The sequence below is a fragment of the Fibrobacter sp. genome (assembly GCF_017551775.1).
Lineage (GTDB): Bacteria > Fibrobacterota > Fibrobacteria > Fibrobacterales > Fibrobacteraceae > Fibrobacter.
Window position 1 is genome coordinate 1 of record NZ_JAFZKX010000070.1, and the last position, 12,524, is coordinate 12,524.

Below are 12,524 nucleotides of genomic sequence, written 5' to 3' on the forward strand. Positions count from 1 at the left end.
ACCACTTGCCAGCTGCACATGCGCAAGTTCAAGGATGGCGACACCATCGTGATCGAACCGTGGCGCGCCGCCGCATTCCCGGTTATCCGTGACTGCGCCGTCGACCGTACCGCTTTCGACCGCATCATCGCCGCTGGCGGCTTTGTTTCCGTCAACACCGGTGCTGCTCCCGAAGCTTCCACGATTCCCGTGCCCAAGGCTGATGCCGACCGCGCCTTCGACGCTGCCGCCTGTATCGGTTGTGGTGCCTGCGTGGCCGCCTGTAAGAACGCTTCTGCAATGCTCTTCGTCTCTGCTAAGGTTTCTCACCTCAGCTTCTTGCCGCAGGGCAAGGTCGAAGCCAAGAAGCGCGTGCTCGCCATGGTCGCCCAGATGGACAAGGAAGGATTCGGCAACTGCACGAACCTTTACGAATGCCAGGCTGCATGCCCGAAGGGTATCACCGTGGATTACATCGCCAAGATGAACCGCGAATACCTCGGCGCTACTGTTACCTACGCCGAAAAGGTTTACGGAAAGGATTAATTTCCGGCATTGTCATCCTGGAGGGGCGAAGCCCCGATAGGATCCAAGGCATTAAAAAAGGACCGCAGCAATGCGGCCTTTTTTTTTTGACAAATTATAAACTATCTTTATAAACATCTCAAAGAATATTATGAAGGAGATAAAAATGAGGTATTTTATTTGTTTGCTTGTTTCTGCTGCCGTTTTTTATGCGTGTTCTAGCGATGACGGCTCTAGCGTCAACGAAAACGAGGGATATTCCGAAAACAGCGGATTTCAATATGTGAATGTCGATAAAGACAATCATGTGATTATGATCAGAACGGAAGCCACGACCAAAGCGTATTGTGTTTTGAACAAAGGCGCCTTTACGTGGAGTGAACTTTCCTATCCGTCATACGACGAAATGGATCCGTCCATCTATGAAACCCGCGGCGACACCCTTGTCGTCTATTTCAACGGCAATACTGACGATCCGCACTATTACATTGGCGGTTCTACCGAAAAAATTTACGGCAAGTGGAAGAAACTTGAATGTGGCGAATACAATGGCAAGCTGCTTTGCCTCGACGATGATATTCGCGAATTCGATGAACAGTATAGTGAAACGATTCTGACTATTTCGGAAAATAAGTTCCAAGAAGAAGTCGTATATAAACCGGCTTATTTCAAAAATGACGATTACATGAATTCGATGTTTGTGCATTACCTTTATGGTTCCATTCAGAACGGCGAGATTGTGGGAGGGACTGTTTCGCTCAAAGACCTGTTAGAACCTGCACAAGAGTCTTATATAAAGAATGATGAAGAAATGCTTGACATTGAGGTTTTGGAATCGTCTAAAACTGAAAAGAAATTCAAGATGAAAGACAAGGAATTTGTGTTCAAGGTGACGAAAGCCGAACGAGATTCGTTGGACTACACGCTTGCTGTCAGCCTGACCTCTGGAGACAAGGGTTGTTCTTACGAAGAACGGCAGGTGAATGTCACGAAGGATAATTGCAAGGACCTGACCACGGACGGCTTGCGCAACTATGACGAAGAACGCGATTTCCAGGATTCGCTGTACATCCGGGGAACAGTCGTGTTTGCAAAGGGCGCCCGCGAATTTGGCGAGTGCCTTGCTGGACTGTAGCTCCATGCCCGCCTAGAATTGTACTCGTGCCATAGCGCTGAAATTGCGCCCCTTTTCGGGCATTACGGATTTCAGGCGCGAAAGGTGGTTGCGTACATCGGCGTCGAAAATGTTGTCGGCGCGGAATACGAGGCTGTATTTCGCAAGTGCGAGCTCCCAGCGGATTTCTAGCACGGCTCCCGTGGTGAAATAACCGGGAGTCGGCTCTTCGTAAAGGTCTACGAAGTTCTGCGCGAGCGCGAAGTCACAGTAGGCGGAGGCTTGCAGGTGTTCCCAGATGTAGCCCAACTCACCGTGGAACTTGAACGGGGGAATCTGCGGCATGTCGCCCCAGTCCCCGTCGCGGAAAATACCGCGCACGTAGCTCGCCGCCGCGGAGGCACGGAGGCCCAGCTCTGCGACTGTCTGTACCGAGGCGCTCGCGCCAAAGAGCAGGGCCTCGTCGCCCCGCACTTGGTATATGGGCAGGAGTTGTGACCAGTTTGTGTCCCCGGATGCTCGCGGGGCGAGGTGGTTCAAGAACCACGTGCCGTGCGCGGCCGCTCGCCACGAAAGCAGTTCCCCGTAGGAGCGGTATTCTATTTCCGCGCCATACCCGCTTTCTGCGTCGAGCTTGTGATTTCCGCGTTCGTAGGTGTAGGCCGCCAGATGCGGTCCCTGGTTGTAAAGTTCCTCGATGGTGGGGGCCCGCGTCGTCCTGAATACGTCAAGCGTCAAGAATTTGCCGACGCCGACCCTCTGCGAAAATTCCGCTTCGAGCGCCCACAATGCGAAATTGCGGTCTTCTATCGCGTCCTTGTCGGCGACGACGCTTTCGCGCGGGCGGAAAAACGCTCCTCCGAACCTTCCTGAGAAAGTCATCTCGAGGCCGCGCCACCCACCCGCGCTTGCAATCGCGAAAAGCGAGGCCCCGTACGAGCGGGTCGGTGGCGTGAATACGTAGCCGCCCATCTCGACCGAACGGGAGTCGAATTCCGCCCCGATGCGCACGCCGAAAAGGGGGCCAAGATTCGCCATGATCTTTTCCAGACGGAGATCCTCTTGATTCACGGCGAACTCGGCCCCCACGGTTTCCCCCTCGAATTCCTTGTGATGGTAGCGGTTGATACGTAAAGTCACGTCCAAGGTATCGTGCATTGCGCCCGATGGCAGGTAGAGCCCGCGCAGGGTCAGGTCGTGTTTCCATAAACTGATGTCCACCCCGTTCGGGTGGCCTCCGATAAAACCTCCGGGAATGCCATAGTCGCTGTCGAACCAGCGGTAAGATGCTCCCAGCCGGAATTGTCCGATTCCGTAAGCGGCTCCCACGGCGCCGCTGCCGTTTTCGATTTGCGTGTTTTTGAGCTTGCCGTCCGGCGTCTGCATGTCGCACATGCGTCGCCCCGAAAGTTCCCCCTTGACCGAGAGCCCCATCGCATAGGCGTTTGCGCCTACGGCAGTCGCGTATCCCGGTTGTCCGCTTTCTGCATACCACGTCACGTAACCGTGAAAAAGCGAATCGCTGAAGGGGATGTCCTTGCGTTCCACCTGCACCACGCCACCCGCGGCAGAATAGGAATGCAACAAAATGTGCGGCCCGCGCAGTACGCGGAGTTTCTGTGCCGTCAAGACTTCCGATGCCACGGCATGGTCGGGCGATGTGGCGCTCATGTCGCCGCTGATGGAGCCGTCTTCCGTCACTTCCACGTGGCTCCCCGAAAGTCCCTTGATTACGGGCCGCGCCGCCGCGGGCCCCATGGAACGTATCGCCACGTCGGGCTCGTTCCGGATAGTCTCTGCTATTGTCGTCGAAATTTCGCGTTCCAGTTTTCCGTCTTTCAAATCGTCGTCTTCGCGCAAGCCTTCCATCAGTGTCTGCGTCTGGATTTCGGCTTCGACCGTAGAACTTCCCAAATCCTGTATGAATTCCTGTGCAAAAGCAAAAGGAAGGAAGCCTCCCGAAAGGAGGCTCCCTATGGCTACCTTCAAAAGGCTAGTCTTCATCTTCGTCTTCCTGGAAGGGGCATTCTTCCGCCTTCAGGGCCTTGTCTACGACGACGCGAATTTCAGGCGTGCGTGCGTCGGCATGGTCGTGGTGGTTCACCTTCAAGATAAGCGTCGTTTCGCCTTCCTTGAGTCCCTTGAGGTGGAATCCCCAGCCGCCTTCCCAGTGGATGTCGAGAATCTTCTTGTCGCCGACATCCCAGCCGAGGGAATGTTCGTCATCCTTCGGGCCGGCCACTTCTTTCTTGTTCTCGTCCAGGAATTTCACGTGGATGTGTTCGCTCATGCAGTTCGCGTTCACGTGGAGCGCTTTGAGGCTCGTATCGGCCTTGCCGCGGTACACGCTGTAGGCGAGATCCCATTCGGACCAGTAGAGGTTCCAGCCTTCGACTTCGAAATGTTCGTGCTGTTCGGTAGAGACGCTGTTCTTGTCACCGCATGCGGAGAAGAACGCGCAAAGGACAATGCCGAGGAGGGCAAGGGAGATTGTCTTGATCATTTTCATTTTAATACTCTTTTGGTTTGCCGTCGTATGGCGGCAGTTTACAGGCAACAAGCCTATCCGCAAATGTCGTGGCGGATAACGCGGTTAAAACGCCTTGCGGTTTTTCGCGAGGCAAAAAGCAGGATGTTGCGATTGAAGTTTTTGCAGGCTAGGCGAAAAATGCCGGAGGCCCGCGCGGCCTGTAAAGATTAAAATGGGAATCCGCCCTGCGGGTGCCGCATGCGCCCGTGAGGACGAAGAGCACCGCCCAAAATACGGTAACTTGCGGCGTGAAGTCGTTGAATTCAAGACCGTCCTGCACCAGCGCGCAGACCGGGCATTCGTCATGCTCGTCAAAATCGTCGTGATGGTGCTGCGCGATGGCCAGGAGGCCCGCGACCATGAGCGATACGATTATGGTCTTGAAAAGTTTCACTGCGGAATTACTCGTTTGTCATTTTGGCTTTGCGGATGATGGGGTAGGAGATGTCCTCTTCCCCCTCTTCCACGACATAGTCGAAGTCGCCGGTAATGGTGATTTCGGTGCCTTCGTCGGGGAATTCGTCTGGGTACTTATGGGGTTTCTCGAGCTCGAACGCGAGCCCCTGCGAACAGCAGGCGAGCGCATCCGCGATAACGCAACCGAAGAACCGCGTTTTGGTGGCGTCGTCGTAGTAACTCGAAAAGACGCCTTTCATCTTGATGCGCTTCCCGACGTATTTGCCGGGATGCATTACCATTTGGTAAACCTGCGCATAGACCATGGTGCCGCTCATGCGGGTGAGGTCGATATCTACGGGCCTCGCGAAAGTCTGCGCTGCAAGTGCGAAAATAGCCAGGAATGCGATTGCCTTGGCTTGGATATGTTTGTACAATCTAGTTACCGCCGTTTCGTGCAATGCCTATCAAATAGAACAGGCCGAATGCTACGATATCCGCCGCCACGATGGTGGAACCCACGGGGGTCCCTGCGAGAATGGCAATCACGATGCCGATGAGCGAGCAGATTACCGAGATGGTCGCTGCCGCGATTGTCACCGAGAAGAAACTCTTGAATGTACGCATGGCCGAAAGCGCCGGGAAAACCACGAGGGCCGACACCAGGAGGGCGCCCACAAGGTTCATGGCGAGCACGATGATGACGGCAACGATGACCGCGATTAACAGGTTGAAAATCGTGGTGTTGACGCCCGTGGCGCGTGCGAAATTCTCGTCGAAGGTGATGGTGAATATCTTGTTGTAGAACAGTATAAAGCAGAAGATGACTATGCAAGAAAGTACGATGCACAGGTAGACTTCTTCCGCCTTCAAAGTGAGAATCGATGTGGAACCGAAAAGCGTGGTGCAAACGTCGCCCGAGATGTTCGCCGACGTCGAGAAAATGTTCATCAGCAGATAACCGATGGCGAGCGCCCCGACCGACACCATGGCGACTGCGGCGTCACCCTTGATGCGTGCGTTTTTCCCGGTGCAGAGCAGCAGTACGGCGACGGCTATGGTCACGGGCAGAATCAGCAGCATGTTGTTCGAAAGCTTCAACACCGATGCGATGGCGAGCGCGCCGAAGGCCACGTGCGAAAGGCCGTCACCGATATAGGAGTAGCGCTTGAGTACGAGCGTCACGCCCAGGAGCGACGAACAGAGTGAAACGAGCACGCCCACGATAATCGCATAGCGCACGAAGGGAAAGTCCATATAGAACGAGAGCTTTTCGATAAGTTCCGGCATGTTATTTCCCCTTCACGGAAATCTGGTCGAAGTTCATGACGCGAGTGGCGTCGCCCAGGGCGGAATCCACGTCGTGGGTCACCATCACGATGGTCATTCCCTTCTTGTGCAGGTCCTTGATGACGCGGTACATCGTTTCCGAAGATTCGGGATCGAGGCCGGTGACGGGTTCATCGAGGAGGAGCAGACGCTCTGCGGCACAGAGGGCCCGGGCCAAAAGCACGCGCTGCTTTTGCCCCCCCGAAAGTTCGCGGAAGCACGACTTGCGCAAACTTTCGGTGCGGGTCAGCGCCATGCATTCCATGGCGCGGTCCCGCTGGGCCCGTCCATAAAACGGGAGCAGGCGGTGCTTGCCTTGGAATGCCGACAGCACGATCTCTTCGACAGATGCCGGAAAATCCTTCTGAACTACCGTCATCTGTGGCAGGTAACCGATTTCACTGCGCTTCAGGCCATCGCAGAACTCGATGCTGCCCGATTTGGGCGAAAGCAGGCCGGCGATTCCGCGGAGGAACGTCGTCTTGCCGGATCCGTTGCGGCCGATGATGCAGAGGTAATCCTCCACGTTCACTTCGTAGTCCATATCGCGGATTAGGTCCTTGCTTCCGTAGCCGAGGGTCAGCTGGCGGCATTTGATCAGAGGGATTAGTTCGTTCATATTATATAGAGATTCCCTTCGGGCTGGCTCAGGGAACTTTGCGTAAGGTCGCTGAGCCTGCCGAAGCGATGTTTTATTTTAATGCCTTTTTCAGAATTTCAAGATTTGACCGCATAATGGACAGGTAACTGACGCCGGCTTTTATCTGGTCGTCCGTCACCGACTGCATCGAATTGAGCGTCAGGATTTCGGCTCCTTTGGAGTTCTTGCTCGCTTCGAGGACGGTGCGGGCGATTTTCGTGTCGCTTCCTTCAATGGTGAGAATGGCGGGCAGTTGTAGAGAATCCATCTTCCCCGCAAGGAACGCAACCGTCTCAAAGCTCGCCTCGCTCTCGGCGGAACACCCAACAAACGCGGCATAATACTTAATACCGTAATCATCCACCAGATAGCGAAACGGGAAACGGTCGCCGAACAGGATAGTTTGGTGGGTCGCCTCGCCAACGGCATCGGCATATTCGTCGTCAATTTCGTTCAGCTTGACGGTATAGTCGGTTGCGTTCGTTCTGTATGTTTCGGCATTTGCGGTGTCGATTTTGACCAGGGCTTTGACGATGTCCACGCCAACCAGGTATTTGGCCGCTACCAGCGAAAGCCAGATGTGCTCGTCGTTTTCCATCTCTTCCTCTTCATCGTGATGATGGTGTCCTTCGGCGTGCTCATGGTGCTCGTCTTCGTGCTTTTCGGCATGTTCATGATGTTCGTGTTCATGCTCTTCGGCCTCTTCGCCATGTTCGTGGTGGTGCTCCTCAGCCTGCATGCCTTCCACGATTTCTTCTTTCTTGACGTGGTCGCCGAGAGCCTTCATCAGGTTCAACGCAATACGCCCATCTTTCGGGGTTGCCGCAAGCGCTTTCTCGATCCATTCGTCGGATTCTCCGCCCACGTAAACAACGAGGTCGGCCTTGGCGATGGTCGCGATGTCCTGGGCAGACGGCTTGTAGCTGTGCAAATCGGTGCCGTTCTTGATGAGCAGTTTCAGATCCACGTCGTTTATGCGCTCGCCCAAAATGTTCTTGATCCAGTCGTATTGCGGGTAGATGGTCGCGACGATGGAAATCTTTTTCTGGGAAGAATCCTTCTTTCCGGATTCCGTCCCGCAAGCGGACAGCATAAACGCTGCCCCAAAAATCAAAAATGCAAGGAATGCAATTTTTTTCATGTAAAGTCCCTTGTCCTCATGGACAAATGTTGTTGATGTTGGTTCGCGGCTTGGAGCCGCTCGTCGTCTTGGGGCGGCGCACATCAATTCAGCAACAGGACTTTTTGCGAAACGAGGGTGGAGGTCCGCGTTTCCGGGAACTTGACGCGGGGTAGCCTGAAGAAGACTCCGCTCAGGGCGAGCTCGAAAGGCTCGACGACCAGTTCCATGCAAACCGAAATAAGCTCGAGGCAGCGGTGTATGTGGTGGCAAACATGGCAGTGTTCGCCATGGCAATGGTGTTCCAGGTGCCGCGACACGTAAAGCGATGCGAGTACCACCAGCAATCTGCCGAACAATGCCTTAACCATGGCGCATGCGCCTCCGCGGTTGGGGCTTCTTTGTGGCGATGGAACATTCGGCGCAGCGGCCGAGCAGAACCGATTGCTGCTGGTCCAGTTCGAATCCCTTGATGCGCTGGACGGAGAGGAGCAGCATCTTGAGTGCCGGACCGTCGAGATGGAAAAACTTGCCGCAAATTTTGCAGACCATGTGCATTTTCGCCTGGCACCTGCCCGGTCCCGTGTAGCGGTACTGGAGTTCCTTGTTCTCCTCCGCGCCGACGATTTGCACGAGGCCCGCTTTTTCGAGGCGGGAGAGGTTGCGGTAGATGGTGCTCAGCGAGACGGAGGGAAGGTTCTTGGCGATATCGGACGCCTTGAAAATCCGGTCAGGATTTTCGACCATGTAGTCCATGATGACTTGCCTAGTCTGAGTCTTGTATTCCATTTCGCCTCTGCGAATGAACCGGACTGTCCCTCCCGGAACGAATTTGCAATTCATTCGCAAATTCAAATATAGCATAAAAAAGCCGCCGCGTCAATGCGGCGGATGGCCCGTTTCGGGTGAAAAACGGCTAAAACAGCATTTTTACGCCGATGCCGATGAGGATTACGCCCGCGAAAATTTCGGGAATTTTCGTCTTGAAGCGCTTGGCGGTATGCCGGCCGATTTCGTACCCGATAACGCCCATGGCGAAACTTGCAAATGCGATTGCGGAGGTGGCGAGCACCATGTTCGCGTTTATGAAGGCGAAGGAGATTCCTACGGCGAAGGCGTCGATGCTTGTCGCGACCGAGAGGAGCAGGATGTTTGTTATGGTGAGGTTCTTGGCCGCAATTTCTTCACCTTCCTTTTCTCCGGCGTCCCCGCGTACGGCGCCCCATATCATGCGGAGCCCGAGGACGCAGAGGATGGTGCAGGCGATGGGCGTGGCTACAGAACTGAACCAGCGTTCGGCGAAACTCCCGAGAAAGTACCCGATGAGCGTCATGCCGCCCTGGAAAACGCCGAAACTGACTGCCTGGAGCATTGCCCGGCTATAACGGATGCCCGACTTGGAGAGCCCCGTGGCGATGGCGACCGCGAAGCAGTCCATGGCTTCGACGATTGCGACTATTATTATTTCTATGATGCCCATTTTTCAGCGTTTTTTTTATCTTGCGTGCGCAAAAATAGAAAAAAAACGGGTGCCGGATGTTGTTTTTATCACGTTTTCGGCTTCTTTTGGCCTCTTTTGGGGCTTTTGACGACAAAAAAGCTTATTTTATTAAAAAAGCGGAGGTACCCTATGAAACAGTATTGCATTCTGCCGATGGCCTTGTTGCTCGCCTGTTCCATGGCGTTTGCCCAGGCCGAAAATACCGGGTCTGCCGAAAATGCGGTGCAGGGAACCCTGGTCGAACAAAACGGTGTTCAGTATTTGATGGTGCCTGCGGCAGATGGCGGGCAGCCTGTCTACTATGAAGTCCAGACGGTGACCGACGGGGAGGCCATACCGGAGGGTACCCAGCAGGTCTTCTACGTCGAAAACGCTCCGGCTGATCCTGCGGACGCGCCGGTTGTTACCAATGACGACGCGCAGGCGGTAGAGCCTAAGCCCGAAAAGAAGGAATCCTGGAAGGAGGCTTGGCGGAAACGTCGCCACAATGTCAGCTTTTTTGTTGGCTTTTTCCCGGTGACCGCCTTGATCGATATGTTCGCCAAGGATGTGGACGGTGGGGATGCGGATGAGGGTGTCCTCGCTTATTCCATTAGCTATGGCTACGAGTTCTTTTACTTGTTAGAAACCGGCCTCATGGTCGATTATACGACTGTCGGGAAGAAACCCGTGGTTTCGATTATCCCGAGATTCAAAGTGAATTATCTGAATTTTAAATATATCAGATTGTATTCGTATTTGGGAGTGGGCGTTATAATCTGGTCCGAAGGCGCGATGTACATGTTCAACGGCGCGATACTGGGTATTGAACTGGGGACGCCCGTATCCGGCTTTGCGGAATTCGGCTGGGGACAGGTCGGCATGTTCACGGTGGGCTTGAAGATCGCGTTCTAGCCCTGAAGCCTGTCGAACTTTTCAAGCGTCACTTCGCGCTCGTTCTCCGATACGATTTCGATGCTAATCTTGTGCGTTATGTCGCCCGTTTCGCCCTCGAGGCGTTCGGGCCATTCTATTAGGCTGATTCCCTTCGCGAGGTAGTCGTGGTCGAACCCGACTTCGTAAAGTTCCGTTCCGGGTTCGAGGCGGTACAGGTCGAAGTGGAAAATGGTCGGGTCGTTCGGGTATTCGTGCAGAATGGTGTAGGTGGGGGAGCAGACGGCGCCGTCGAAGCCGAGCCCCTTGCAGATGCCGCGGCTCATCACCGTCTTGCCGGCTCCGAGGTTGCCGTATAGCGCAACCATGTCGCCCGCCTTGAGCGACTTGCCGAATTCAACGGCCCAGTTGTATGTCTCTTCTTCGCTGTTGAACCTCATTGCTTCTTTCCCGCAATAAACATCCTGCTACCCGCAACATCATTATCCATCATCAATTATCAATCATCAATTATTAAAGTTTGTCCTTGAACTGCTCGTAGGTGAACTTGTGCAGCAGGTGGAATTTGCCGTCCAGGTCGAACTTGCCGATGCTCGGGTGGCGCACCCCGTTGAAGAAAGTCGTCTTCACCATGGTATAGTGGATCATGTCTTCGAAGATGACGCGGTCGCCGACCTTAAGCGGTTCGTCGAACGAGAAGTCCCCGAGCTGGTCCCCGGCCAGGCAGGAACATCCTGTTAATTTGTATGTAAACTTCTTTTCGCCGGGCATGCCGGACCCCGTAACCATGGGCCTGTAGGGCATTTCGAGGCAGTCGGGCATGTGCGCGCTGACCGAGACGTTCAGGACCGCGATGTCCACTTCGTTGTGCACGATGTCTTCGACCGTGGCCACAAGTTCGCCCGTCTGCCACCCGACGGCCTCTCCCGGTTCCATGATGACTTGCACCCCAGGGTGCCTCTGCATGAACCCTTTCAGGATGCGCACGAGCTCGTCCCTGTGGTAATCCTTGCGCGTAATGTGGTGCCCGCCGCCGAAGTTCACCCACTTCATCTGGTCGATGTACTTGCCGAAATGCTTCTCGAAGGCCGTAAGCACGCCTTCCAGCGCGTCGGCGTCCTGCTCGCACAGGGCATGGAAGTGCAGTCCCTCAATCCCGTCCAAGAGTTCCGGTTTGAATTCTTTTTCGGTGACTCCGAGCCTCGAGAACTTGCCGCACGGGTTGTACAGGTCGGTCTCGACCGTCGAGAACTCGGGGTTTACGCGGATGCCGGCGCTGACCCCCGCCTTGAGTGTCTTGTCCTTGAAGCGCACCCACTGGCTGAAGCTGTTGAAACTGATATGGTCGGCCAGCGAAAGGATTTCGTCGATTTCGTCGTCGGAATAGACGGGCGCGAAAACGTGGACTTCTTTATCCATCTCCTCGCGTGCAAGTCTGGCCTCGTTCAGGCTCGATGCGGTCGCCCCACGGAGGTACTTCCCGATGAGGGGGAACGACCTCCAGAAACTGTACCCCTTGAGGGCGCAAATTATGTGAACTCCGGTCTTTTTCTGGATTTCGTCCAGAATTTCCATGTTTTTGACGAGTCTTTTTTCGTCCAGGACGAAGCATGGACTGGGGATTTGGGTGTAATCGAGCATGCGACAAATATAAAATTGTTGCCTAATTTTGTGTAGTATGCATTTTTTTGTCGTTTTTTAGACTATGCTGGCTTTTTTTTAAAACCTTTAACTAAATTTAAGACGATGATTTTGTCTATACACAAGTGTTTTTTCGCAGCGTTTATATCCCTCGCTTTCGCAGGGATCTCTTTTGCACAGTCTACCCAGCAGCCGGCGGTTGACTCCGTCGTTGCTCCGCGAGGCTCTCAGGCAACTCTCGATGAGATGATTCAGCACAAGCTGGACTCCCTCGACCGTACAAACCAGTCCAACGTCCCGAAGGCCAATGCGGACAGCATCGCCAAGGCGAAAGCCGACAGCGTTCGCAAGATGATCCAGGCGGGCAAGTACGTCCAGCGTGCCAAGTACGACAAGAGCAACTTCGACCACTGGAAGGTCGACACGGTCTTCCAGAAGAAGGTCAAGGAACTGGTCTACGGCGTGTGGCGCACTCCGATCGTGGCTCATGGCCATGCGTTCCGTGACGCTGAACTCACGTTCGGCATGAACGACACCCTTTATGGTGTTACCCGCACCTACTCCGACTCCGGCCGTTACCAGATGACGGGCGAGTATGCCTACAAGGCCCGCTACCGTTTCGATAACGACACCTCCATGGTGAGCCGTGAAGTGTTCCGTGACCGTCAGGTCATCCGTTGGGACTACGTGACCTTCAAGGTTACTGGCGATTCTCTTCGCTACAACTTGAAGAAGCTCGAGTTCCGCGACCTGAACGATAACTGGTTGAACGCCCTCCAGGGTTTCGACAACGTTCCTCCGGAATACTACATCCGCGACAAGAAAGCTTCCGAAGAATTGCGGAAGAAGGATAAGTCGAAAAACAAGAAGAAATAA

General features: G+C 54.4%; 16 protein-coding genes. 4 read left to right on the forward strand and 12 right to left on the reverse strand.

The window, feature by feature from the left end; genetic code table 11:
* Window positions 1-525: succinate dehydrogenase/fumarate reductase iron-sulfur subunit (locus IK012_RS08070; protein ID WP_290952910.1), on the forward strand; the 525-nt coding region annotated here is incomplete at its 5' end.
* Between the two features lie 145 nt (window positions 526-670).
* Window positions 671-1,639, forward strand: coding sequence for a hypothetical protein (locus IK012_RS08075; RefSeq protein ID WP_290952913.1), 969 nt, complete (start codon window positions 671-673; stop codon window positions 1,637-1,639).
* 12 nt (window positions 1,640-1,651) lie between these two features.
* On the opposite strand, the gene IK012_RS08080 is transcribed toward IK012_RS08075, so the two are convergent.
* From IK012_RS08080 to IK012_RS08125, 10 genes are all read right to left on the reverse strand, one after another.
* A complete protein-coding gene (locus IK012_RS08080; RefSeq protein ID WP_290952916.1) occupies window positions 1,652-3,622 on the reverse strand; it encodes a TonB-dependent receptor in 1,971 nt (656 codons plus the stop codon).
* Window positions 3,612-4,127: a hypothetical protein gene (locus IK012_RS08085; RefSeq protein ID WP_173379409.1), complete on the reverse strand. Its 516-nt coding sequence runs from the start codon at window positions 4,125-4,127 to the stop codon at window positions 3,612-3,614. Before IK012_RS08085 ends, IK012_RS08080 begins: the two co-directional genes overlap by 11 nt.
* Window positions 4,128-4,275: 148 nt before the next feature.
* The gene (locus IK012_RS08090; RefSeq protein WP_290952921.1) at window positions 4,276-4,542 is read right to left on the reverse strand and encodes a hypothetical protein; all 267 of its coding nucleotides are present in this window, start codon (window positions 4,540-4,542) and stop codon (window positions 4,276-4,278) included.
* A 7-nt stretch (window positions 4,543-4,549) separates the two neighbouring features.
* On the reverse strand, window positions 4,550-4,981 hold the full coding sequence (locus IK012_RS08095) for a hypothetical protein (RefSeq protein ID WP_173379410.1): 432 nt from the start codon (window positions 4,979-4,981) through the stop codon (window positions 4,550-4,552).
* Between the two features lies 1 nt (window position 4,982).
* The gene (locus IK012_RS08100; RefSeq protein ID WP_290952926.1) at window positions 4,983-5,834 is read right to left on the reverse strand and encodes a metal ABC transporter permease; all 852 of its coding nucleotides are present in this window, start codon (window positions 5,832-5,834) and stop codon (window positions 4,983-4,985) included.
* A 1-nt stretch (window position 5,835) separates the two neighbouring features.
* Window positions 5,836-6,492, reverse strand: coding sequence for a metal ABC transporter ATP-binding protein (locus tag IK012_RS08105; protein ID WP_290952928.1), 657 nt, complete (start codon window positions 6,490-6,492; stop codon window positions 5,836-5,838).
* A gap of 73 nt (window positions 6,493-6,565) precedes the next feature.
* Window positions 6,566-7,606: a metal ABC transporter substrate-binding protein gene (locus IK012_RS08110; RefSeq protein WP_290952931.1), complete on the reverse strand. Its 1,041-nt coding sequence runs from the start codon at window positions 7,604-7,606 to the stop codon at window positions 6,566-6,568.
* Window positions 7,607-7,737: 131 nt separating this feature from the next.
* Entirely contained in the window at window positions 7,738-8,004 is a 267-nt protein-coding gene (locus IK012_RS08115) for a hypothetical protein (protein ID WP_290952934.1), read from the reverse strand.
* Complete coding sequence (locus IK012_RS08120) at window positions 7,997-8,476, reverse strand: Fur family transcriptional regulator (protein ID WP_290952938.1); 480 nt, start codon at window positions 8,474-8,476, stop codon at window positions 7,997-7,999. Before IK012_RS08120 ends, IK012_RS08115 begins: the two co-directional genes overlap by 8 nt.
* A gap of 73 nt (window positions 8,477-8,549) precedes the next feature.
* Entirely contained in the window at window positions 8,550-9,113 is a 564-nt protein-coding gene (locus IK012_RS08125; protein WP_290952941.1) for a manganese efflux pump MntP family protein, read from the reverse strand.
* Between the two features lie 150 nt (window positions 9,114-9,263).
* Between IK012_RS08125 and IK012_RS08130 the strand changes: the two genes are divergently transcribed.
* Window positions 9,264-10,028, forward strand: coding sequence for a hypothetical protein (locus IK012_RS08130; RefSeq protein WP_290952944.1), 765 nt, complete (start codon window positions 9,264-9,266; stop codon window positions 10,026-10,028).
* On the opposite strand, the gene tsaE is transcribed toward IK012_RS08130, so the two are convergent.
* Entirely contained in the window at window positions 10,025-10,447 is a 423-nt protein-coding gene (gene tsaE, locus IK012_RS08135; RefSeq protein WP_290952947.1) for a tRNA (adenosine(37)-N6)-threonylcarbamoyltransferase complex ATPase subunit type 1 TsaE, read from the reverse strand. The genes IK012_RS08130 and tsaE overlap by 4 nt on opposite strands.
* A gap of 73 nt (window positions 10,448-10,520) precedes the next feature.
* Window positions 10,521-11,648, reverse strand: coding sequence for a carboxynorspermidine decarboxylase (gene nspC / locus IK012_RS08140; RefSeq protein ID WP_173379866.1), 1,128 nt, complete (start codon window positions 11,646-11,648; stop codon window positions 10,521-10,523).
* A 246-nt stretch (window positions 11,649-11,894) separates the two neighbouring features.
* On the opposite strand from nspC, the gene IK012_RS08145 reads away from it, so the two are divergent.
* Window positions 11,895-12,524: a hypothetical protein gene (locus IK012_RS08145; RefSeq protein WP_173379865.1), complete on the forward strand. Its 630-nt coding sequence runs from the start codon at window positions 11,895-11,897 to the stop codon at window positions 12,522-12,524.

Bases quoted from the DNA above. Each gene is read 5' to 3' on its own strand.
- IK012_RS08075 (WP_290952913.1), top strand. From the start codon at position 671: ATGAGGTATTTTATTTGTTTGCTTGTTTCTGCTGCCGTTTTTTATGCG.
- IK012_RS08080 (WP_290952916.1), bottom strand. From the start codon at position 3,622: ATGAAGACTAGCCTTTTGAAGGTAGCCATAGGGAGCCTCCTTTCGGGA.
- IK012_RS08085 (WP_173379409.1), bottom strand. From the start codon at position 4,127: ATGAAAATGATCAAGACAATCTCCCTTGCCCTCCTCGGCATTGTCCTT.
- IK012_RS08100 (WP_290952926.1), bottom strand. From the start codon at position 5,834: ATGCCGGAACTTATCGAAAAGCTCTCGTTCTATATGGACTTTCCCTTC.
- IK012_RS08105 (WP_290952928.1), bottom strand. From the start codon at position 6,492: ATGAACGAACTAATCCCTCTGATCAAATGCCGCCAGCTGACCCTCGGC.
- IK012_RS08110 (WP_290952931.1), bottom strand. From the start codon at position 7,606: ATGCTGTCCGCTTGCGGGACGGAATCCGGAAAGAAGGATTCTTCCCAG.
- IK012_RS08115 (WP_290952934.1), bottom strand. From the start codon at position 8,004: ATGGTTAAGGCATTGTTCGGCAGATTGCTGGTGGTACTCGCATCGCTT.
- IK012_RS08120 (WP_290952938.1), bottom strand. From the start codon at position 8,476: ATGAATTGCAAATTCGTTCCGGGAGGGACAGTCCGGTTCATTCGCAGA.
- IK012_RS08125 (WP_290952941.1), bottom strand. From the start codon at position 9,113: ATGGGCATCATAGAAATAATAATAGTCGCAATCGTCGAAGCCATGGAC.
- IK012_RS08130 (WP_290952944.1), top strand. From the start codon at position 9,264: ATGAAACAGTATTGCATTCTGCCGATGGCCTTGTTGCTCGCCTGTTCC.
- tsaE (WP_290952947.1), bottom strand. From the start codon at position 10,447: ATGAGGTTCAACAGCGAAGAAGAGACATACAACTGGGCCGTTGAATTC.
- nspC (WP_173379866.1), bottom strand. From the start codon at position 11,648: ATGCTCGATTACACCCAAATCCCCAGTCCATGCTTCGTCCTGGACGAA.
- IK012_RS08145 (WP_173379865.1), top strand. From the start codon at position 11,895: ATGATTCAGCACAAGCTGGACTCCCTCGACCGTACAAACCAGTCCAAC.